At 72.5% G+C, this 20653-nt stretch carries 19 protein-coding genes and 1 pseudogene; 10 read left to right on the top strand and 10 right to left on the bottom strand.

What is annotated here, in order from left to right; all coding sequences use genetic code 11:
- The 3 genes from Q5762_RS20290 to Q5762_RS20280 form a co-directional block, all read right to left on the bottom strand.
- Positions 1-1136: NADH-quinone oxidoreductase subunit C (locus tag Q5762_RS20290; RefSeq protein ID WP_315893584.1), on the bottom strand; the 1136-nt coding region annotated here is incomplete at its 3' end.
- The gene (locus Q5762_RS20285) at positions 1133-1747 is read right to left on the bottom strand and encodes an NADH-quinone oxidoreductase subunit B family protein (RefSeq protein ID WP_315893583.1); all 615 of its coding nucleotides are present in this window, start codon (positions 1745-1747) and stop codon (positions 1133-1135) included. The genes Q5762_RS20290 and Q5762_RS20285, both read right to left, overlap by 4 nt.
- Positions 1738-2154: an NADH-quinone oxidoreductase subunit A gene (locus Q5762_RS20280; RefSeq protein WP_315893582.1), complete on the bottom strand. Its 417-nt coding sequence runs from the start codon at positions 2152-2154 to the stop codon at positions 1738-1740. Before Q5762_RS20280 ends, Q5762_RS20285 begins: the two co-directional genes overlap by 10 nt.
- A gap of 197 nt (positions 2155-2351) precedes the next feature.
- On the opposite strand from Q5762_RS20280, the gene Q5762_RS20275 reads away from it, so the two are divergent.
- The 5 genes from Q5762_RS20275 to Q5762_RS20255 all read left to right on the top strand — a co-directional run bounded on the left by Q5762_RS20275 (position 2352) and on the right by Q5762_RS20255 (position 9127).
- Positions 2352-3521 carry a sensor domain-containing protein gene (locus Q5762_RS20275; protein ID WP_315893581.1) on the top strand — a complete coding sequence of 390 codons (1170 nt, stop codon included), beginning with the start codon at positions 2352-2354 and terminating at the stop codon, positions 3519-3521.
- A gap of 252 nt (positions 3522-3773) precedes the next feature.
- Positions 3774-5063, top strand: coding sequence for a sensor domain-containing protein (locus Q5762_RS20270; protein WP_315893580.1), 1290 nt, complete (start codon positions 3774-3776; stop codon positions 5061-5063).
- Between the two features lie 157 nt (positions 5064-5220).
- Positions 5221-5880, top strand: a complete 660-nt coding sequence (locus tag Q5762_RS20265) for a response regulator transcription factor (protein ID WP_315893590.1) — start codon at positions 5221-5223, stop codon at positions 5878-5880.
- 264 nt (positions 5881-6144) lie between these two features.
- The gene (locus Q5762_RS20260; RefSeq protein ID WP_315893579.1) at positions 6145-8082 is read left to right on the top strand and encodes a 2-oxoacid:acceptor oxidoreductase subunit alpha; all 1938 of its coding nucleotides are present in this window, start codon (positions 6145-6147) and stop codon (positions 8080-8082) included.
- Positions 8075-9127, top strand: a complete 1053-nt coding sequence (locus Q5762_RS20255) for a 2-oxoacid:ferredoxin oxidoreductase subunit beta (protein WP_315893578.1) — start codon at positions 8075-8077, stop codon at positions 9125-9127. The genes Q5762_RS20260 and Q5762_RS20255 overlap by 8 nt, the downstream gene beginning before the upstream one ends.
- A 72-nt stretch (positions 9128-9199) precedes the next feature.
- Here Q5762_RS20255 and Q5762_RS40005 read toward each other — a convergent pair.
- From Q5762_RS40005 to Q5762_RS20235, 3 genes and pseudogenes are all read right to left on the bottom strand, one after another.
- Positions 9200-11416 (bottom strand): annotated as a pseudogene (locus Q5762_RS40005) (bifunctional serine/threonine-protein kinase/ABC transporter substrate-binding protein).
- Between the two features lie 542 nt (positions 11417-11958).
- Positions 11959-12813, bottom strand: a complete 855-nt coding sequence (locus tag Q5762_RS20240) for a hypothetical protein (RefSeq protein WP_315893575.1) — start codon at positions 12811-12813, stop codon at positions 11959-11961.
- A gap of 61 nt (positions 12814-12874) precedes the next feature.
- Positions 12875-13288, bottom strand: coding sequence for a helix-turn-helix domain-containing protein (locus tag Q5762_RS20235; RefSeq protein ID WP_315893574.1), 414 nt, complete (start codon positions 13286-13288; stop codon positions 12875-12877).
- Positions 13289-13394: 106 nt separating this feature from the next.
- On the opposite strand from Q5762_RS20235, the gene Q5762_RS20230 reads away from it, so the two are divergent.
- Both Q5762_RS20230 and rarD read left to right on the top strand, forming a co-directional pair.
- On the top strand, positions 13395-14255 hold the full coding sequence (locus Q5762_RS20230) for an SDR family oxidoreductase (RefSeq protein ID WP_315893573.1): 861 nt from the start codon (positions 13395-13397) through the stop codon (positions 14253-14255).
- A 103-nt stretch (positions 14256-14358) separates the two neighbouring features.
- Complete coding sequence (gene rarD / locus Q5762_RS20225; protein WP_315893572.1) at positions 14359-15390, top strand: EamA family transporter RarD; 1032 nt, start codon at positions 14359-14361, stop codon at positions 15388-15390.
- A gap of 120 nt (positions 15391-15510) precedes the next feature.
- Here the strand turns inward: rarD and Q5762_RS20220 are convergent, their stop codons facing one another.
- Positions 15511-15843, bottom strand: a complete 333-nt coding sequence (locus tag Q5762_RS20220; protein ID WP_315893571.1) for a DUF6401 family natural product biosynthesis protein — start codon at positions 15841-15843, stop codon at positions 15511-15513.
- Positions 15844-15869: 26 nt separating this feature from the next.
- A complete protein-coding gene (locus Q5762_RS20215) occupies positions 15870-17330 on the bottom strand; it encodes an MFS transporter (protein WP_315893570.1) in 1461 nt (486 codons plus the stop codon).
- Positions 17331-17426: 96 nt separating this feature from the next.
- On the opposite strand from Q5762_RS20215, the gene Q5762_RS20210 reads away from it, so the two are divergent.
- Together Q5762_RS20210 and Q5762_RS20205 are read left to right on the top strand one after the other, a co-directional pair.
- Complete coding sequence (locus Q5762_RS20210) at positions 17427-17885, top strand: helix-turn-helix domain-containing protein (RefSeq protein ID WP_315893569.1); 459 nt, start codon at positions 17427-17429, stop codon at positions 17883-17885.
- Between the two features lie 83 nt (positions 17886-17968).
- Positions 17969-18451, top strand: coding sequence for a VOC family protein (locus Q5762_RS20205; protein WP_315893568.1), 483 nt, complete (start codon positions 17969-17971; stop codon positions 18449-18451).
- A gap of 3 nt (positions 18452-18454) precedes the next feature.
- On the opposite strand, the gene Q5762_RS20200 is transcribed toward Q5762_RS20205, so the two are convergent.
- Positions 18455-18973, bottom strand: coding sequence for a DUF1203 domain-containing protein (locus Q5762_RS20200; RefSeq protein WP_315893567.1), 519 nt, complete (start codon positions 18971-18973; stop codon positions 18455-18457).
- 101 nt (positions 18974-19074) lie between these two features.
- Complete coding sequence (locus Q5762_RS20195) at positions 19075-19593, bottom strand: carboxymuconolactone decarboxylase family protein (RefSeq protein ID WP_315893566.1); 519 nt, start codon at positions 19591-19593, stop codon at positions 19075-19077.
- Positions 19594-19842: 249 nt separating this feature from the next.
- On the opposite strand from Q5762_RS20195, the gene Q5762_RS20190 reads away from it, so the two are divergent.
- Positions 19843-20544 carry a HEAT repeat domain-containing protein gene (locus Q5762_RS20190; protein WP_315893565.1) on the top strand — a complete coding sequence of 234 codons (702 nt, stop codon included), beginning with the start codon at positions 19843-19845 and terminating at the stop codon, positions 20542-20544.
- Positions 20545-20653: the final 109 nt, after the last annotated feature.

The raw sequence follows: 20653 nt of genomic DNA, 5'->3' as shown, positions 1-20653 counted from the left end.
GCGGGCTCGGCCTCGGGAGCGGGCGTCGCCTCCGGAGCGGGCTCGGCCTCGGGAGCGGGCGTCGCCTCCGGAGCGGGGGGCGCCTCCGGGGCGGGCTCGGCCTCGGGAGCGGGGGGCGCCTCCGGGGCGGCCCCGTCGTCGAACGCCGGGCGGGCGTGGTGCCAGGGGGCGTCCGAGCTCCGGTTCCGCGGCGGCGAGGCGGGCGACGCATCGCCCGCGTCGGCGGGCGTGCCCGCCTGGCTCGCCGAGCCGTCCGCCGCCGAGCGGCTGCGGCGCGGCGGGCGCGGCTGGTCGGTCGGCGGGAGGCCGGGCTCCGCTGACGTGGGTGTCTCCGGGGCCTGGCTCGCCGAGCCGTCCGCCGCCGAGCGGCTGCGGCGCGGCGGCCGGGGCTGGTCGGTCGGCGGGGGGCCGGGCTCCGCTGACGTGGGGGGCTCGGGGGCCTGGCTCGTCGAGCCCTCCGCTGCCGTGCGGGCGCGGCGGGGCGGGCGGTCGGCGGCGGCGCCGGTACCCGCGCCGGCCGCGGCGCGCGGCGTGCGGGCCGGGCGGGCGGGGGCGGGCGGGAGCTGGCCCTTCATCGGGCCCCAGTCGTTCGGGTCGGGGACGCCCGGCGGCAGCATCTGGCGGCGCTTCGGGCCACCGTGCTCCGACTCACCCGGCTCCTTCGCGCCCGGCCACGCCTTCACGACCCGCGCGGCCAGCACGAAGTCCTTCCGCAGCGGGTAGCCCTCGAAGTTCTCCGGCAGGAGCAGCGGCACCAGGTTCGGGTGGTCCGTGAACTCGACGCCGAACATCTCGTGCGTCTCCCGCTCGTGCCACTCCGCGCCCGCGTAGACCGGAACAGCCGTCGCCAGCACCGGGGACTCGTGCGAGACCGTCGTGCGCAGCAGGAGGCGACGTACCGCGCCGCCCTCCAGCGCCACCACGTGCGCGCACACCCGGAAGCCGGCGCCCGGCTCGTCCACCGCGCTCAGCCAGTCGAAGTACGTGCAGCCCAGCTTGTCCCGCGCGATCTCCAGCGCGGCGATCCACGAGCCGACCGGCACGTCCACCGTCAGCAGGTCGTACGCCCGCTCCGCCGTCGCCTCCTCGCCGAAGACCTCGGTCACGGACTCGGGAAGACCGTCGTACGCGTTCACTTGTCCTCACCGCCGCCCGGCTTCGGCGGCTCCACCAGACCGCTCTTCAGCTGGCCCGCCGAAGGACCCGAGTACCGCGCCGCCAGCGACTCCCGCGCGATCTTCTCCTGGAGCTTGAGGATTCCCTGCAGCAGCGCCTCGGGCCGCGGCGGGCAGCCCGGTACGTACACGTCGACCGGGATGATCTGGTCGACGCCCTTCGTCACCGAGTACGAGTCCCAGTACGGACCGCCGCAGTTCGAGCAGGCGCCGAAGGAGATGACGTACTTGGGCTCCGGCATCTGCTCGTAGAGCCGCTTCACCGCCGGCGCCATCTTGTCCGTCACCGTCCCGGAGACGATCATGAGGTCGGCCTGGCGCGGCCCCGGCGCGAACGGGATCACGCCGAGCCGGATGAAGTCGTGGCGGGCCATCGACGCGGCGATGAACTCGATCGCGCAGCAGGCGAGGCCGAAGTTGAAGACCCAGAGGCTGTAGCGGCGGCCCCAGTTCAGGACCACCTTCATCGGCTCGGGCGCCAAGCGGGCCAAAGGTCCCAGCGTCGGGGCCGGCAACGGGGTCGGGGCCGGCAGCGGGGTCGGGGCGGAAGCCGGGGTCGGGGTCACGTCCATGTCAGGACGCCCTTCTTGTACGCGTAGAGCAGGCCCACGGCCAGGAAGCCGAGGAAGATGAACATCTCGACCAGCGTCGTCGCGCCGTACCCGGCCGCGGCGAACACGGTCGCCCAGGGGAAGAGGAAGATCGAGTCGACCGCGAAGATCACGTACAGGAACGCGTACACGTAGTAGCGGACCTGGGTGTGGGCCCAGCCCTCCCCCACCGGGTCGACACCGCACTCGTACGTCAGCAGCTTCTCCGGGGTCGGGACGACCGGCCGCAGCAGCCTGCCGGCGCCGAACGCGACGGCGACGAAGAGCACGCCGATGACGGCGAGCAGTCCGACGACGGAGTACGACTCGAAGTAGTCCGCGTAGTCCGCCGCGAGTCCGATGCCCGCCCGCACGGTCGGATCCGGCACGTCCACCCCTCGCTTCCTGCCCGCTTCGACGTTGCGTACGCCCGTTGTGTACGCACGTTCTGTACGCACGGGAGTCTAGGCCCTGCTAAAGATCCCGTAAGCGGTGTGTCATGGACTGAACGGTGGGGATAGCCCTACTCCCCTCTCACCTACGGACCCCATGGCGTGCCGAGCCTCCCGCCCGGCACGCTTGGCTCATGAACGCCGATGCGAACGCCGACAACGCCGACACCGAGGCCCCGCTGCCGCCGGTCCGCCCCGCCTACGGCCGGCAGACCTGGAAGGAGATCTCCTTCCTCCTCTCCAATCTGCTGACCACCCTGGTCGGTTTCGTCTACACGGTCGTGGCGGTCGCGATCGGCGTCGGCCTGTCCGTCACGGTGATCGGCCTGCCGCTGCTCGCCCTCGGTCTCGCCGGGGCGCGCGGCATCGGCCGGTCCGAGCGGGCGAGGGCCCGGGCGCTGCTCGGCGTACAGGTGGAGGAGCCCAGCCCGCTCCCCCGCCGGCACGGCTTCTTCAACTGGCTGTGGACCGCGCTGAAGGACCCGGTGGCGTGGCGGACGATGCTGTACGGGTTCATCCGGCTGCCCTGGGGCATCGTGACCTTCACGGTCACCCTCGTCTCGCTGATCGTGCTCTGGCCGCTGCTGCCGTTCGTGGCGCGGGGGCTGTCCACCGCCGACCGGGCCATGGTCCGCGGTCTGCTGTCGCCCTCGGACGAGCTGGAGCGGCGGATCGCCGAGCTGGAGACCGACCGGGGTGTCGTCGTCGACACCGCCGCGGCCGATCTGCGCCGCATCGAGCGCGATCTGCACGACGGCGCGCAGGCCCGGCTCGTCGCGCTCGCGATGGGGCTCGGTCTGGCGAAGGAGAAGCTGCTGGAGGACCCGGAGGCGGCCGCCGCGATGGTGGGCGAGGCCCATGGGGAGGTGAAGCTCGCGCTCCAGGAGCTGCGCGACCTGGCCCGGGGCATCCACCCGGCGGTCCTGACGGACCGGGGCCTGGACGCCGCGCTCTCGTCGATCGCGGCGCGCTGCACCGTACCGGTGAAGGTGAGCGTCGACCTGGCCGAGCGGCCGGCGGAGGCGATCGAGGGCATCGCGTACTTCACCGTCTCCGAGCTGCTCCAGAACGTGTCCAAGCACGCCCGCGCCCGTTCCGCCTCGGTGGAGGTGCGGCGACGGGACGACCGGCTGCTGCTCCAGGTACGGGACGACGGCCGCGGCGGCGCGCGCCTCGACGGCGGTACGGGGATGGCGGGGCTCGCGGAGCGGCTGGGGGCCGTCGACGGGCTCTTCGTCCTGGAGTCGCCGGAGGGCGGCCCGACGACGGTCACGGCGGAGCTGCCGTGGCGGGGGCGGGTGTAGCCCCAGAGTGGTGTGACCGCCCGGGTCGCGATGCGTCGCGGCCCGGGCGGTCGTGCTTTCTCGTGCTTTCGGCGTCGTAAGGCCACCCGCGCCCCGCCCTGCCCCGCCCTGGCCCCCGAGTCCCACCCATCCCCCTGGTAGGGAAAACCCCCGGGCGGAGACGCCCACCCTCCTCATGGTCCCGGGCTCGTCCGCGCGGAAACCTTGGGGCGTAACGCTTCCTCTTCTCCGAGCAGAAACGGACCCACCGCGATGGCCGCCTCCTCCCGCCTCCCCGCCGCGATCCGCGCGCCGTTCGAGGGCCGCACCTGGCGCGAGTTCGGCTATCTGCTGCTCGGGCTGCCGCTCGGCTGCGTCTACTTCTCCTTCGCCATCGCCCTCGTCGCGACCGGCGCCGGTCTCCTCGTCACCTTCCTCGGCATCCCCGTCCTCGCGGGCGCCCTCGCGCTCTGCCGGGGGTTCGGCGCCGTGGAGCGGGCGCGGGCGCGCGGGCTGCTCGGTCTGGACGTCGCGCCGCCCGAGCCGGCCCGGGGCCGTACCGGCGGGGCGATGTCGTGGATGGGGGCGACGCTGAAGAGCGGCGTGTCCTGGCGGCACCTGCTGTACGCGCTCCTGTACATGCCGTGGGCGATCTTCGCCTTCACGGTCTCGGTGGCCTTCTGGGTGTACGGCTGGGCTCTCTTCACGTACCCGCTGTGGCAGTGGGTCTTCCCGATGTACGCCGGCCAGGACGGCATCCAGCTGTACGGGGACCGGAACCACGCGTTCTACCTCGACTCGCCCTTCGAGATCGCCGTCACCAGCGTCATCGGTCTGCTCTTCGTGCTCGCCGGGCCGTGGATCATCCGTGGGCTGACCTCGGTGGACCGGCTGATGGTCGGCGGGCTGCTCGGCCCCTCGCGGCTCGCGACGCGGGTCACCGAGCTGGAGTCGGACCGGGGTGTGGTCGTGGACACCGCCGCGGCGGATCTGCGCCGGATCGAGCGCGATCTGCACGACGGGGCGCAGGCCCGGCTCGTCGCGCTCGCGATGGATCTGGGGCTCGCGAAGGAGAAGCTGGTGGAGGACCCGAAGGCGGCGGCGCGGATGGTCGAGGACGCGCACGGCGAGGTGAAGACCGCGCTGCAGGAGCTGCGGGACCTGGCGCGGGGCATCCACCCGGCGGTCCTGACGGACCGGGGGCTCGACGCGGCGCTGTCGGCGGTCGCGTCGCGCTGCGCGGTGCCGGTGTCGGTGGAGGTGGAGCTGCCGTCGCGGCCGGTGCCGGCGATCGAGGGGATCGCGTACTTCACCGTGTCCGAGCTGCTCCAGAACGTGACGAAGCACGCGGAGGCGCGGCGGGCGTGGGTGGATGTGTGGCGGGTCGGCGACCGGCTGCTGCTGCAGGTGCGGGACGACGGGCGGGGTGGGGCGGACGTGGCGGCGGGGCGGGGGCTTGCCGGTCTTACGGAGCGCCTCGACGCGGTCGACGGGGTGCTGGCGGTGGACTCACCGGCGGGCGGCCCGACGACGATCACCGCGGAACTCCCCTGGCGCGCGTGATCCATTTGCTCGTGGGGGCCTCCCCGGGGGTTGTGGGCCCCCTCGTGTAACCCGCCTCAGGGAATTGGCGCGGGGCCGGCCCTGGGGTGCGATGCTGGGGGCGCATCGATCAATGGGACATGGGGGCTTCAGGGTCGTGGAAGACGTGGCGGACAGGGTGCGCGTGGTCATCGCCGAGGATTCGGTGTTGCTTCGGGAGGGGCTGACCCGGCTGCTCACCGACCGGGGTCACGACGTCGTCGCCGGGGTCGGTGACGGAGAGGCCCTGGTCAAGACCGTGGCCGAGCTCGCGGCCGAGGACGCGCTGCCGGACGTGGTCGTCGCCGACGTACGGATGCCCCCCACCCACACGGACGAGGGCGTACGCGCGGCGGTGCGGCTGCGCAAGGAGTTCCCCGGGGTCGGGGTCCTGGTCCTTTCGCAGTACGTCGAGGAGCAGTACGCCACCGAGCTGCTGGCCGGATCCAGCCGGGGCGTCGGGTACCTCCTGAAGGACCGGGTCGCCGAGGTCCGCGAGTTCGTGGACGCCGTGGTCCGGGTCGCCCGGGGCGGTACCGCGCTCGACCCCGAGGTCGTGCAGCAGCTCCTCGGCCGGAGCCGTAAGCAGGACGTGCTCGCCAACCTGACCCCGCGCGAGCGCGAGGTCCTCGGGCTCATGGCCGAGGGGCGGACGAATTCCGCGGTGGCGAAGCAGCTCGTGGTGAGCGACGGTGCGGTGGAGAAGCACGTCAGCAACATCTTCCTGAAGCTCGGCCTGTCGCCGAGTGAGGGTGATCATCGGCGGGTACTCGCCGTGCTGACCTATCTGAATAGCTAAACCAGCCACCACCTGACACTCTGTCAGATGGTGCACTGGCTGGATTCGGGCGTACGACTTTCCGGAAGACTCTGGGGGGCTACAGAACGTGACGATTCATGGCAGAACAGCATCTCAAAACGAGGTCCACGATGCGAGAAGTCCCGGGGAGGGCCTCCTCACCGTCGTAGGGTGGGCCACGGGGCCGGGCGGTTGGCCGTCCGCCCCACGAGCCTTCTCCCGCCTCTGGCGGAGAGACCCTTGCCGCGAGGGAGGTCCAGTTCAGTGACCAGCCAGGTCAGTAGCGAGGCCGGTGAGGCCCTGGTCGGGGAGCAGCGCAGCGCCCCGGCGGCGCCCCACCACGGCGACGAGAAGGAAGTCCGCCAACTCGATCGGGTGATCATTCGGTTCGCCGGTGACTCCGGTGACGGTATGCAGCTGACAGGTGACAGGTTCACCTCCGAGACGGCGTCCTTCGGGAACGACCTCTCCACGCTGCCGAACTTCCCCGCCGAGATCCGCGCCCCCGCAGGCACACTGCCGGGTGTCTCCTCGTTCCAGCTCCACTTCGCCGACCACGACATCCTGACCCCGGGCGACGCCCCGAACGTGCTGGTCGCGATGAACCCCGCCGCGCTGAAGGCCAACATCGACGACGTGCCGCGCGGCTCCGAGATCATCATCAACACCGATGAGTTCGCCAAGCGCGCCATGGCCAAGGTCGGATACGAGACGTCTCCGCTCGAAGACGGGTCGCTCGACGGGTACCGCGTCCACCCGGTCCCGCTCACCACCCTCACCGTCGAGGCCTTGAAGGACTTCGGGCTCTCCCGGAAGGAGGCCGAGCGCTCCAAGAACATGTTCGCGCTCGGGCTGCTGTCCTGGATGTACCACCGGCCCACCGAGGGCACCGAGCGGTTCCTGCGGCAGAAGTTCGCGAAGAAGCCGCAGATCGCCGAGGCGAACGTGACGGCGTTCCGCGCCGGCTGGAACTTCGGCGAGACGACGGAGGACTTCGCCGTCTCCTACGAGGTCGCCCCCGCGACGACCGCGTTCCCGACCGGCACGTACCGGAACATCTCCGGGAACCTGGCCCTGTCGTACGGCCTGATCGCCGCCTCCCGCCAGGCCGATCTGCCGCTCTACCTCGGCTCGTACCCGATCACCCCGGCCTCGGACATCCTGCACGAGCTGAGCCGGCACAAGAACTTCGGCGTCCGGACGTTCCAGGCCGAGGACGAGATCGCCGGCATCGGCGCCGCGCTCGGCGCGGCCTTCGGCGGCTCGCTCGCCGTCACCACCACCTCCGGGCCGGGTGTGGCCCTGAAGTCGGAGACGATCGGGCTCGCGGTCTCCCTGGAGCTGCCGCTGCTGATCGTGGACATCCAGCGCGGCGGCCCCTCGACCGGGCTGCCGACCAAGACCGAGCAGGCCGACCTGCTCCAGGCGATGTACGGCCGTAACGGCGAGGCCCCCGTACCCGTCGTCGCCCCGAAGACCCCGGCCGACTGCTTCGACGCCGCGATCGAGGCGGCCCGGATCGCACTCACCTACCGCACCCCGGTCTTCCTCCTCTCCGACGGCTACCTCGCCAACGGCTCCGAGCCCTGGCGGATCCCGGACGTCGAGGAACTCCCCGACCTGCGGACCCAGTTCGCCACCGGCCCCAACCACGAACTCGCCGACGGCACCGAGGTCTTCTGGCCCTACAAGCGGGACCCGCAGACGCTGGCCCGCCCGTGGGCCGTGCCCGGCACCCCCGGCCTGGAACACCGCATCGGCGGCATCGAGAAGCAGGACGGCACCGGGAACATCTCCTACGACCCGGCCAACCACGAGCTGATGGTCCGCACCCGCCAGGCCAAGATCGACGGCATCGAGGTCCCGGACATCGAGGTCGACGACCCCGACGGCGCGACCACCCTCGTCCTGGGCTGGGGCTCCACCTACGGGCCCATCACCGCCGCCGTCCGCCGGCTGCGCCGGGCCGGGCACCCCATCGCCCAGGCCCATCTGCGCCATCTCAACCCCTTCCCCCGCAACCTCGGGGAACTGCTCAAGCGGTACGAGAAGGTCGTCGTCCCGGAGATGAACCTCGGCCAGCTCGCCACCCTCGTCCGGGCCAAGTACCTCGTCGACGCCCGCTCGCACACCCAGGTCAACGGCATGCCGTTCAAGGCCGAGCAGCTCGCCTCGGCGCTCAAGGAGGCCATCGATGAGTGAGACGCTCCTGAACCTCGTGCCGAAGGCCGAAGCCAAGCAGTCGATGAAGGACTTCAAGTCGGACCAGGAGGTCCGCTGGTGCCCCGGCTGCGGTGACTACGCCGTACTCGCCGCCGTTCAGGGCTTCATGCCCGAACTCGGCCTGGCGAAGGAGAACATCGTCTTCGTCTCCGGCATCGGCTGCTCCTCCCGCTTCCCGTACTACATGAACACCTACGGGATGCACTCCATCCACGGCCGCGCGCCCGCCATCGCGACCGGCCTGGCGACCTCCCGCCGCGACCTGTCCGTCTGGGTCGTGACCGGCGACGGCGACGCGCTGTCCATCGGCGGCAACCACCTCATCCACGCGCTGCGCCGCAACGTGAACCTCAAGATCCTGCTCTTCAACAACCGGATCTACGGGCTGACGAAGGGCCAGTACAGCCCCACCAGCGAACTCGGCAAGATCACCAAGTCGACGCCGATGGGCTCCCTCGACGCGCCGTTCAACCCGGTCTCGCTCGCGCTCGGCGCGGAGGCCTCGTTCGTGGCCCGTACGGTCGACTCCGACCGCAAGCACCTCACCGAGGTCCTGCGCCAGGCCGCCGACCACCCCGGCACCGCGCTGGTGGAGATCTACCAGAACTGCAACATCTTCAACGACGGCGCCTTCGAGGTCCTGAAGGACAAGGACCAGGCCCAGGAAGCCGTCATCCGGCTGGAGCACGGCAAGCCGATCCTGTTCGGCTCCGCCCAGGACAAGGGCGTCGTCCGCGACCCCGCGACCGGCGACCTCAAGGTCGTCCCGGTCACGCCCGAGAACGAGCACACGGTCCTGGTCCACGACGCCCACGCGACGTCCCCGACCACCGCGTTCGCGCTCTCGCGGCTCGCCGACCCCGACACCCTCCACCAGACCCCGATCGGCGTCTTCCGCTCCGTCCGGCGCCCGGTCTACGACACCCTCATGGCCGACCAGCTCGACACGGCCATCGAGCAGCACGGCAAGGGCGACCTGAGCCAGCTCCTCGCGGGCAACGACACCTGGACCGTCGTCGGCTGACGGAAGCCGACGTACTGCTGAAGCGGACGTACGACTGAGGGGCGCGGGCCCGCACCACGGGCCCGCGGCCCCTCAGTCCTTCTTCCAGCGCTTCTTCTCGTCTTCGGCCGCCTTCTCGAACTGCCCGAGGAAGCGCGGGGCGCCCTGCTCGATCCGGTACAGGAAGATCTCCTTGTTGTACCCGAACATCATCACGTTCTGGTCCTCGAACCCGTACTTCTTCGCGATCCCCTGGTACGAGAACGTCCGCATCGCCCCCCGTACGGCGACCCGCGCGATGTCCAGCTTCTGGCCCGTCACCAGGCCGCGCATCCGCTCGGCAAGCAGCGTCACGGCGTCGTACGCCTCGGTCGCGAACCGTTCGACCGGTGCCGTGCCAGCGAGCCCCCAGCGCTTGCGGTAGGCGGCGGTGAACTCCCCTGCGGCCGGCACCCGGGCCGGATCGACATAGCTGGTGCCGAAGTACCAGCCTTCCGCCGCCGGGCCCGCGACCTGGAGGAACTCCGGCCCCAGCGCGTACTCGACACCGCCGCACAGACCGTCGTAACCCTGCTGCGCCAGCGCCTCGGCGCACAGTCCGGCGCGGCGCTCGGAGTCGCCCGCGTAGAGCACGGCGTCGGGGCGGGCGGCGACGACCTCGCGCACCAGAGTCCCGAAGTCCTCACTCGTAGCAGCGATCTGATGGCTCGTCACCGTCTCGCCGACCACGCTCATGGTGCTCCGTACGGAGTTGGCCATCCGTCAGCTGTAGTCGCCCGCCGCCCGGTCCTCCACCACCGACACCCGCTTGGCGCCGCGCACGAGGGCCACGCTGGTGAAGGGCAGTTGCAGCATGTCGTGATGGACGCGCAGCTCGCGGTAGGCCGGGTTCACGATCTGGGTGGAGAGGTCGCCCTGGTCGATGCTGACGGCGACGGTCGCGAACACCAGCATGGCGGCGTCGTACGTGTCGGCGGCGGCGACCACGGTCTCGCGGGTGGTGGGGCCGAGCACGGCCATCACGGCCTTGTCGGCCGCGAACTCCCGTGCCACGGCGCCCGCCCGGCGTGCGTCGCCCCCGTCGTCCCGTAGCTTCACCGCGAGGTCGAAGGGCCGGTCGGAGCGGGCGTTGAAGGTCTCGGCGGCCAGCCGCGCGCCGCGCTCCTGGGCGCGTCCGGCCGCCTTGCCGGTGCCGCTCAGGTCGGTCTGCACGCCGATCGTGTACGCGGGGCGGGCCCCGGACGCCCCGGAACCCCCGGTCCCCGAGCCGCTCATGCCGCCGACGCCGCCCGATCCCGGGCCGCCGCCGGACGTGCCGTCACTGTTCACCAGCCAGGCCGTCAGCCCGCTCGCCCCGGCGACGGCGGCGGCGGAGCCGAGGGCCAGGAAGCGCCGCCGGGAGGGTGCGGTGCGGGCGGGACCGGCCTCGGGCACGACGACGGTCGGTTCGGCGACGGGCAGGTCCAGGACGCGTGCGGAGCGTTCGGCGATCAGCGCGGGCAGCCCGGGCGGCAGCCAGTCCCCCGCCGGCCCGTCGGCCGCCCCGAGCCGCGCCCGTACGTCCTCCGCCGTCGGCCGGTCGGCCGGGTCCTTGGCCAGGCAGGCGGTCACCAGCGGCAGCAGCGCCTCCGGTACGCCGTCGAGGTCGGGCTCCTCGTGGACCGTGCGGTACAAGAGGGCGTCCACCGCCCCCGTACCGAAGGGCGGTCGGCCGGTCGCCGCGTGGGCGAGGAGGCAGCCGAGGGCGAACAGGTCGCTGGGCGGGCCGATCTCGGCGGCACGGGCCTCGGCCTGTTCGGGGGCGAGGAAGCCGGGGGTGCCGACGACCATGTCGGTGGAGGTGAGCGCGGTCTCGCCGGTCGTCCGGGCGATGCCGAAGTCGATGAGGCGGGGGCCGTCGACGGCGAGCAGGACGTTCCCGGGCTTGACGTCCCGGTGGACGAGACCGGCCGCGTGGACGGCCGCGAGGGCGCGGGCGAGCGCGCCGCCGAGGATCCGTACGCTCCGCTCCGGCAGCGGGCCGTGCGCGGCGACGGCCTCGCCGAGCGAGGGGCCGGGGACGAAGGCGGTCGCCATCCACGGCTCGGGCGCGTCCGGGTCGGCGCCGGTGACGGGGACGGCCCAGGGGCTGGAGACCCGGCGGGCGGCCTCGACCTCGCGGCGGAAGCGGGCGCGGAAGTCGGCCTGGTCGGCCCGGTCGGCGTGGGTGACCTTGACGGCGGCGAGTTCGCCGTTGTCCGTACGGCCGAGGTAGACGACCCCCATGCCGCCCGCACCAAGCCGCCCGAGCAGCCGGTACCCGGCGATCACCGACGCGTCGGAGGGCAGCAGCGGCTGCACGGCCCCGGGCGGGGACGAGGCCCGCCCGGCGGAGGACGGGGACGAGGCCCGCCCGGCGGAGGACGGGGACGAGGCCCGCCCGGCGGAGAACGGGCCACCGGGCCGAGCCCCGGCATCGGGGCGGGGCTCGGGCTCGGGCTCGGGCTCGGGCTCGGGCTCGGGGTCGGGGTCGGGGTCGGGGTCGAGCCGAGGATCCTGCCGGGCGCCGGCAGCGGGCTCGGCGTCTTGCCGGGGGTCGGGCTCGGCGTCGAGCCGAGGATCCTGCCGGGCGCCGGCAGCGGGCTCGGCGTCTTGCCGGGGCTCGGGCTCGGGGTCGAGCCGAGGATCCTGCCGGGCGCCGGCAGCGGGCTCGGCGTCTTCCCGGGGCTCGGGCTCGGCGTTGGACCGGGGGTCCTGCCCGGCGCCGGCATCGGGCTCGGCGCCGGCGGCGGGCTCCGCGTCGGGGCGGGGGGCGGGCTCCGCGTCGCCCCCGGTGTTGGGCTCTGCGTCGTTCGGGGCGTCCGGGGTGGGGTTCACTGCTGGGCCTCCAGACGGTCTTCGGCGCGGCCGACCATGGCTACGAGGGCCTGGACCTGGGCGCGGTCGATGTCCTTGGCGATGTGGCCGGGCGCGCCCTTGACCACGGCGGCGACGGTGACCTGCCCGACGCGGGACTGGTACCAGGAGTACGTCTGCTCACCCTTGACCGCGTCGTTGAGATACGTCCCCGCCTCGCGGAGCGAGTCCACCGCGGTGAAGTTGCCGCCGACGCCGAACGGGCTGCCGAGCGACAGCAGTCCGCTGATCCGTTCCCCGTCGCGCAGCCGCTGGTCGGGGCAGCGGAGCGCCTCCTCCAGGGTCTCGGCCATCTCCCAGTCCGCGTCCGACTCGGTGCGGTGCACGGTGACCGTCGCGGAGACCCGCAGCAGCCCCTTGCCCTCGGCGGCGGGCACCTCGCTGTAGGCGGTGACGCTGTGGAGCACGCCGCGCGGGCGGGTACCGGCCTCCCAGGTGCACCCGGTGTCGAGGACGGGCCAGTAGTCGTCGCCGCTGAGGTACGGGGTGCGCTTCACGTAGTCCGAGCCCCAGGATTCGGGGCCCGCGACGACTTCGAGCGCGAGCCGCTTGGCGTCGGCCTCGGTCTTCGGGGCTCGCTTCGGGTCCGCGGTGAAACCGAGCTTCGTGGGGACGGAGGTGGGTGCCGGTTGTGACGCGTTCGGCGTTTCGGAGGAACTCGCCTTGTCCGCCGGACGTTTGCCCTCGTCGCCCCCCCCCGCGTCCGAGCAGCCGGCCGCACCGGCCAGGATCACGCCGCAGGCCACTAAGCCCCCGCAGACGCGCAGCACTCTTCCGTACCCGTACGTCACGTATCCCCCACGCTCACGCATTGCCCGGAAAATGGTGAGGAGATCGTACGACGCAGGGGCTCAACAGGCCCTGTTTAAGGCCTCATTGGGACGATCTCGTAGCCGCCTCGCGACGCGCCGTGTCGTAGCGGGCGCGCGCCTCCTCGACCGCCGCGACGCGGGCATCGGTCCACCGGGCCAGCTCGCGGACACGGCCCGCGGCCTCCTCGCCCAGGGCGGTGAGGCTGTAGTCGACGCGGGGCGGGATGACCGGCTTGGCGTCGCGGTGGACGAAGCCGTCGCGCTCCAGTGTCTGGAGCGTCTGGGTCAGCATCTTCTCGCTGACCCCGCCGACCCGGCGCCGCAGCTCGCTGAAGCGGTACGAACGCTCGCTCAGCGCGATCAGGATCAGCACGCCCCACCGACTGGTCACGTGCTCCAGGACGAGCCGGGACGGGCACATGGTGCCGCCGTCGAAGCCGGCCAGCAGACTATCGAGCTCCTCACTTACCGCCATGCCAGTACCTTACTTCAAAGTGGGTACTTTCGAAAGGTTAGCGCCGCTCGTACGGTGAGTGCAGTACGGAACGCAAACGGAAAGCCCCCGCAGAGAAGGAACCCCCATGAGCATCGTCGTCACCGGAGCCACCGGACAGCTCGGCCGTCTCGTCGTCGACGAGCTGCTGACCCGGGTCCCCGCCGAGTCCGTCGTCGCCGTCGTCCGCGACAAGGCGAAGGCCGCCGACCTCGCCGAGCGCGGCGTCGAGCTGCGGATCGCCGACTACAGCAAGCCGGAAACCCTCGCCGGCGCCTTCGCGGCCGGCGACCGCGTCCTGCTGATCTCCGGCAGCGAGGTCGGGCAGCGCGTGGCCCAGCACACCGCCGTCATCGACGCGGCGAAGGCCGTCGGCGTCGCCCAGCTCGCGTACACCGGCATCCTCGGCGGACCGGAGGCCGACTTCGACCTGGCCGCCGAGCACCGCGCGACGGAGACGCTGATCCTGGACTCGGGCCTGCCGTACACCTTCCTGCGCAACGGCTGGTACACCGAGAACTACACCGCCAACCTCGCCCCCGTCCTCGCCCACGGCGCCGTCGTCGCCAACGCCGGCGAGGGCCGCGTCGCCTCCGCCACCCGCGCCGACTTCGCCGCCGCGGCCGCCGCCGTCCTGGCCGGCCCGGTCGAGGAGCACGTGAACCGGGCGTACGAGCTGAGCGGTGACGTCGCCTGGTCGCTGGCCGAGTACGCGGCGGAGATCGCCCGCCAGACCGGCAAGGAGATCGCGTACAGCAACGTCCCGGCCGAGACGCACGAGGAGATCCTGACCGGCGCGGGCGTCCCGCCGTTCTTCGCCGCGATCCTCGTGGACGTCGACAAGGCCATCGAGCGCGGGGCGCTGGCCCGGCGGACCGGCGACCTCTCCCGCCTCATCGGCCGCCCGACGACCCCGCTGGCCGAGACGATCGCGGCGGCGCTCGCGTAAGCCTTCACCCGAAAGTAATGACCGTATCGCGGTACGGACATGACAGCCTGCCCCGTGCGGCGCTACCTTCGTCTGAACGGCGCGGCGCGGGGCAGGAGGTTCGGTGAAGACGGACGACGAGGGACGAGCAGGTCTCCTCTACGGGATCGGTGCCTACGGAATGTGGGGCCTGGTCCCGCTCTTCTGGCCGCTCCTGAAGCCGGCCGGGGCGGTCGAGATCCTCGCCCACCGGATGGTCTGGTCGCTTGCCTTCGTCGTCGTCGCCCTGCTCGTGGTGCGGCGCTGGGGCTGGATACGCGACCTGGCGCGCAGCCCGCGCAAGCTGGGCCTGATCACGTTCGCGGCGGCGGTGATCACCGTCAACTGGGGCGTCTACATCTGGGCCGTCAACGCCGGCCAAGTCGTCGAGGCCTCCCTCGGCTACTTCATCAACCCGCTCGTCACCATCGCGCTCGGCGTCCTGCTCCTGAAGGAGCGGCTGCGGTCCGCGCAGTGGGTGGCGGTCGGCGTCGCGGCCACGGCCGTCGTCGTCCTGTCGGTCGGGTACGGGCGGCCGCCGTGGATCTCGCTGATCCTGGCCTTCTCCTTCGGCGTCTACGGCCTGGTGAAGAAGAAGGTCAACATCGGCGGCCTGGAGTCGCTGGCGGCCGAGACGGCGGTCCAGTTCCTGCCCGCCCTCGCGTACCTGCTGTGGCTCGGCTCGCAGGGCTCGGCCACCTTCGGCGCGGAGGGCGCCGGGCACGCGGCGCTGCTCGCGGCGACCGGCGTGGTGACGGCCGTGCCGCTGGTCTGCTTCGGCGCGGCGGCGATCCGCGTACCGCTGTCGACGCTCGGGCTGTTGCAGTACCTGGCGCCGATGTTCCAGTTCGTGCTGGGCATCTTCTACTTCCACGAGGCGATGCCGCCCGAGCGCTGGGCGGGCTTCTCGCTGGTGTGGCTGGCGCTGACGATCCTGACGTGGGACGCGCTGCGGACGGCTCACCGGAGCCGGGCGGAGCTGGCGGCGGCGGAGCGCGCGGCGGCGGAGGCGGCCAAGGCCGCGGGAGCGGACGTCGCCTCGGTGGACGGCCCGGAGACCGTCGCGCCCGCCCCGCACGACGCTGCCGCAGCCCCCACACCGGCCCGGCCGGCATAGTGCGCCCCGTCGGACGCTGACCGAAGCCGTACGCCTGGCCGAACCGACTGTCCGGCACCCCGACCCGTCCGGCGCCCCTCGCCCTGGCAGGCCTGCCAGGCCCGTCGGCCTGGTCCGAGCTCAACGCGCCAGCAGGTCGTACTCCCGGATCAGCCAGCACACCGCCGTCAGGCGCAGGGTCGCGAAGTCGTGGCCGGCCGGTTCGACCCAGTCGACCTCCGCCAGCCAGTCCGTGAAGCCGAGGACGTAGTCGGACAGGTCCTCCCGGCGCACGGTCCGCCGGAGGGTGGGGGTGTCGTCCGGGCGGCGCTGGGCCGGGATCAGGGCGTCGCACACGGCCGCCGCGTGCTGGTCGACGGCGGCCACGAGCCCCGGCTCGGAGGCGAACTCCGAGAGCCGGGGCAGGTACGTGGCGGCCACGCCGACGAGCGGACAGTCGGGCGAATCGTTCATTCGTCCACGTTACGGCTGGGCCGGGATCACGAGACGGTGACCTTGGTCGCACCCCCCGAGGCCGCCTCGGCCTCGGCGGCCTCCGGGGCCTCCGGGGCCTCCGGGGTGCGCCCCCGCAGGCCCGTCGCCGCGATCACCGAGCCGAGCGCCACCATCGCCACCGGTACGACGAGGGCTGCCCGGAACCCGTCGAGTCCGCCGCCGACGATCCCGTACACCGCCGTCACCAGCGAGATGCCGACCGCCGAGCCGAACTGTGTCGCCGTCGTAAGCAGCCCGCTCGCGAGCCCCTGCTCCTCCTCCGCGATGCCGTCCGTCGCGGCGATCGTCAGCGGCCCGTACGCGAGGGAGAAGGCGAGCCCGGACAGCAGCAGGGTCGGGAACATCGCCGCGTACGACCAGTCCGGGCCGACCGGCAGGAACAGCGCGTACGAGAGGACCGCGAGCACGAACCCGCCGAGGATCACCCGGCCGTTGCCGAACCGCGCCACCAGCCTCGGCGTGAGCGTCGGGGCGAGGACCGCGTCGACGCCCATCACGATCAGCGCGAACGCCGTCTCCAGCGAGGACCAGCCGCGCAGCTCCTGGAGGTAGAGCGTGGCGACGAACTGGAAGCCGAAGAACGAGCCGACGAAGAGCAGCGCCCCGAGGTCGGCCCGGACGGTCGACGCCTTGCGCAGCAGTCCGAGACGTACGAGCGGGGCGGCGGCCCGCCGCTCGACGGCGACGAACACCCCGGCGAGGGCGAGACCCGCGGCGGCCACGAGCGCGGTCAACCGCCAGCCGTCGAGGCCGTGCTCGAGCCGTACGATCGCGAACGCGAGCAGCAGCATCGACCCGGCCGCCGTCAGTGCGCCCGCCAGGTCGAAGCCGCCGGCCGCCCGCTCCGGGCGCGGCTCCTTCGGGACCAGGCGCAGCGCGGCGAGCAGGACGGCCGTCGCGAGGAGGACGGGCGCGAAGAAGACCCAGCGCCAGCCGAGCTGGGTGAGCAGCCCGCCGATGACGAGGCCGAGGGAGAAGCCGCCGGCGGCGGTGCCGGCGAAGACGAGCAGCGCCTGGTTGCGCTGCGGCCCCTCGGCGTACGAGGTCGTGATGATCGACAGCGCGGCGGGGGTCATGAACGCGGCGGCGACGCCGGTCATGAAGCGGGCGGTGATCAGCATCCAGCCGTCCTGGGCGAAGCCGCCGAGCCCGGAGAAGAGCAGGAAGACGACGAGCCAGCCGAGGAACATCCGGCGGCGGCCGAGCAGGTCGGCGGCGCGGCCGCCGAGGAGGGTGAAGCCGGCGTAGCCGAGGACGTACGCGGACATCACCCAGGCCGCGGTGCCGGTGGACAGGTCGAGATCGGATCTGATGCTGGGCACGGCGACGGCGAGCATGGCGACGTCGATGCCTTCGAGGAAGATCGTGCCGCAGAGGACGAGGAGAAGGGCCCAGGCACGTGCGGGGAGGGAGGTGGCGGAGGGGGTGGAGGTGGATGCGGACACGGCTGTCTCCAGGGCAGGGAGGGGGAGGAGCGGTTACCGGCCAGAGGGTCGGTTCCCTCTTGTAACCACCTCGATCCTGCGGCAGGATCCGATGCCATGGAAGAAGGCACTTTGAAGTCACCGAGGCACTGCGAAGTGACCTACGCCGACGGGCAGTCGGGGGACACCGACCCCTTCCAGTGGGACACCCGGGAGGACTGTGAGGTACGGCAGATCCTCGACCGGGTCGCCGACAAGTGGTCCCTGCTCGTCATCGCCCTGCTCGACCGCCGGAAGCTGCGATTCTCGGAGCTGAAGCGGGAGATCGACGGGGTCAGCCAGCGGATGCTGACGGTGACGCTGCGGCAGTTGGAGCGGGACGGCCTGGTGAAGCGGACGGTGCACCCGGTGGTCCCGCCGCGCGTGGACTACGAACTGACGCCGCTGGGCGGGACGCTGCACACGACCATCCGCTCGCTGGTGACGTGGACGGAGCGGCACCAGAACGAGATCGCGGCGGCGCGGGAGGCGTACGACGAGAGGGAGACGGCGGAGGCCGTGCCCGCCACCGCCTGACGCGCGGCGACGGCCTGACGCGCAGCGACGGCCTGACGCGCGCCGACGGGCAACGGGCGGGGCCAGCCGCTATGACTGACCCCATGATTGACGCCACTGCTGCCGCCACGACCACACCCGTCCACTGGACGCTCGTGGTCGACACCGCCGACCCGCACGCCCAGGCCGCGTTCTGGGCCGCCGCGCTCAACTATGTGGACGAGGACCACACGGCCCTCATCGAGGGTCTCCTCGACGCCGGCGCCGCCCCGCCCGAGCTGTCGATCAGGCTCCCGGACGGGCGGCGCGCATGGCGTGATCTGGCCGCTGTCCGGCACCCGGGCGACTCGTACGAGGAGAAGTCGGGGGCCGGTCTCGGGCGCAGGATCCTCTTCCAGCGGGTCCCGGAGGAGAAGACCGTCAAGAACCGCCTCCACATGGACCTCCACCCGGGCCCGGACGCCCGCGACGCGGAGGTGGCCCGCCTGGAGTCCCTGGGCGCCTCGGCCCTGCGCCGGGTGTCGGAGCACGGGTCCACCTGGGTCGTCATGGCGGACCCGGAGGGCAACGAGTTCTGCGTGCAGTGACGTTCACCCGCCGGACAGGCCCTGGGCGCGCCGGACCTCGAACTGGAAGCAGCCGTACTCGACGGCCCTGACGTGCACGAGCGCGACCCGAGGGTCGGCGAAGGCCTCCGTGAAGGCCTGGTCGAAGCCCTCGGTCGCCTCGGCCGGGATCTCCAGGAGACGGCCGCCGACGATCCGCCCCTCGGAGTCGTACCGCCGCAGGGTGCGCAGCGCGCCGGTCCGGTCGAAGGGGTACGCCTCCGCTCCCGGCGCGGGCCCGTCGCACTGCTCGGCGTGGATGAAGACCGGCCCCTGCTCGTCGTACGCCCCCGGCTTCGCCCCGGTCGCGGCGGCCCAGCGGCGCAGCGGCGCGTAGGACACGAGGGCGATCCTGTCCCCCGCCTCGACGGACCGGAGGCAGCAGCGCAGCGGGCCGAGGCTCTCGGTGGCGGTGAACGGGACGCAGGGCTGGCCGGCGTCGTCCACGATCCGGAGTTCGGCGAGGGCTTCGCCGTCGATGGCGCGTGCGGTGTAGGTGGTCATATCCCCAGCCTCACGCGCCCGCGCCCGCGCACGCTGGCGGATTTCGGACGCCGCGCTCCGTGAGCCGTCGGAGCTACTGACCACCGAGCCGTGGAGCCGGGTCAGTCCCACTGCTGGTCCGCCAGGGAGGCTACCGGCTGCGGCTTGCCGATGACGGCCAGGGCGATGAAGAAGTTGATCTGGCCGATCACGATGGTGAGGGTGGCCAGCGCCTTCTCGTCGTAGTGCTTCGCCACCTCGGCGTACAGCTCGTCGGAGACGCGCTCCTTGCCGTGCGGGGCGGGCTGGAGGGTCGCCTCCAGCAGGGCCAGGGCGGCGCGCTCGGCATCGGTGAAGTACGGGGCGTCCTGCCAGGAGGAGACAGCGGTGATGCGCTCCTCGGACACGCCGGCCTTGCGCAGGAAGGCGGTGTTCAGGACGGTCAGGTAAGTGTTGTTGACGATCTGGCCCGCCCGCAGGTGGACGAGGCTCATCGTGGAACGCGGCACCGAGCGGTTGCCCGTGGCCCGGAACAGCGCGGCACTGACATCGGCCAACTCGGGCACGAACTCCCCAGGGTTCGGCATGCGGGAGACGGAGGGGCTCGGGTTCGGGTTCGGGTTCGGGTTCGGGTTCGTCATGGCTGCTCTCCTTGTGTCGGCCTGGTCGGTGGCCCGGTTGGCGTCTTCACAGCACCGACGGATCCACGGCCGGACGTGTGACCGCGGTCCGGAGGTTTCTTTCGGGGCGTCCACAAACCCGTTGCGGCCGGGCCACCCCGCCCACGACCCTGGCCCGTATGGCCACCTTCGTGCACCTCACGCCCGCCGCGAACGCCCCGCGCATCCCGGCGCGCCGGGATCAAGGCGCTCGGGCGGCAGCGGCGGGGCGTGTACCTGTTCCCCGTCCTGCCCTCGTACACGCTCACCCACCAGTGGCTCCGCGAGCTGGCCCGCCGGCCCGGCCCGCGCGGACTCGTCGCCGTGCACGTCAAGGTCGCGGACGGGGAGCCCGTCACCGTCGGGCGGTACAGCGAGCGGGAGCCCGCTGCCGTGACGGCGAGCGAGGCCGTGCGGCGGATACGGGCGCTGGACGAGCCGCTGGGGTGGGAGGTGTTCCTGCCCCGGGCCGTCGCGCGCGGCGAGGTCCGGGCCGTCAGGGCCGTACGGCAGGTCAACGGCTGGCGGTACCTCCCCGGCGCCCACGGTGTCACGCCGTGCACCTGCTTCGGATGCCAGGCGCGCGGGGGTTACGGCGCACGGAGGCTGCGCGAACGCCGGCCGCACCCGCTGGACGGTCCGCCGCCCCCGCCCCGGGTCCTGCTGGCGCGACTCGATGCCGCCGAGGCCGAGGGGGACTCCGTCGCGCTGCGCGAGGTGCTGCACTGGTACGCGCTGCGCAGGCGCGGTCCGTTGGAGCGGCTGGCGCGGCTCGCGGGTCACCCCGACCCCGCCGTACGCACCGCCCTGGTGGAGAGCGTGGGGTACTGGAACCGGCCCGGAGTCGACGATCTGCTCCGCGCGCTGGCCGACGACCCCGACCCCGACGTACGCGAAGCCGTCGAAGACGCCACGGACACGCTCGTCCGGTGAGCGAACACCCCTGACCGGTTTCCGCTCTTGACGAGAAGTCAAATTCTCGCCGAACATTCAGCCCACGCAACACCCGCACAGCTCCAGCGCCTCGTGGCACCCACGCCCC

The sequence above is a fragment of the Streptomyces sp. P9(2023) genome, assembly GCF_032436795.1.
Taxonomy (GTDB): Bacteria; Actinomycetota; Actinomycetes; order Streptomycetales; family Streptomycetaceae; genus Streptomyces.
The sequence above is the reverse complement of the archived record's forward strand: the minus strand, read 5'-3'. Positions and strand labels throughout refer to the sequence as shown.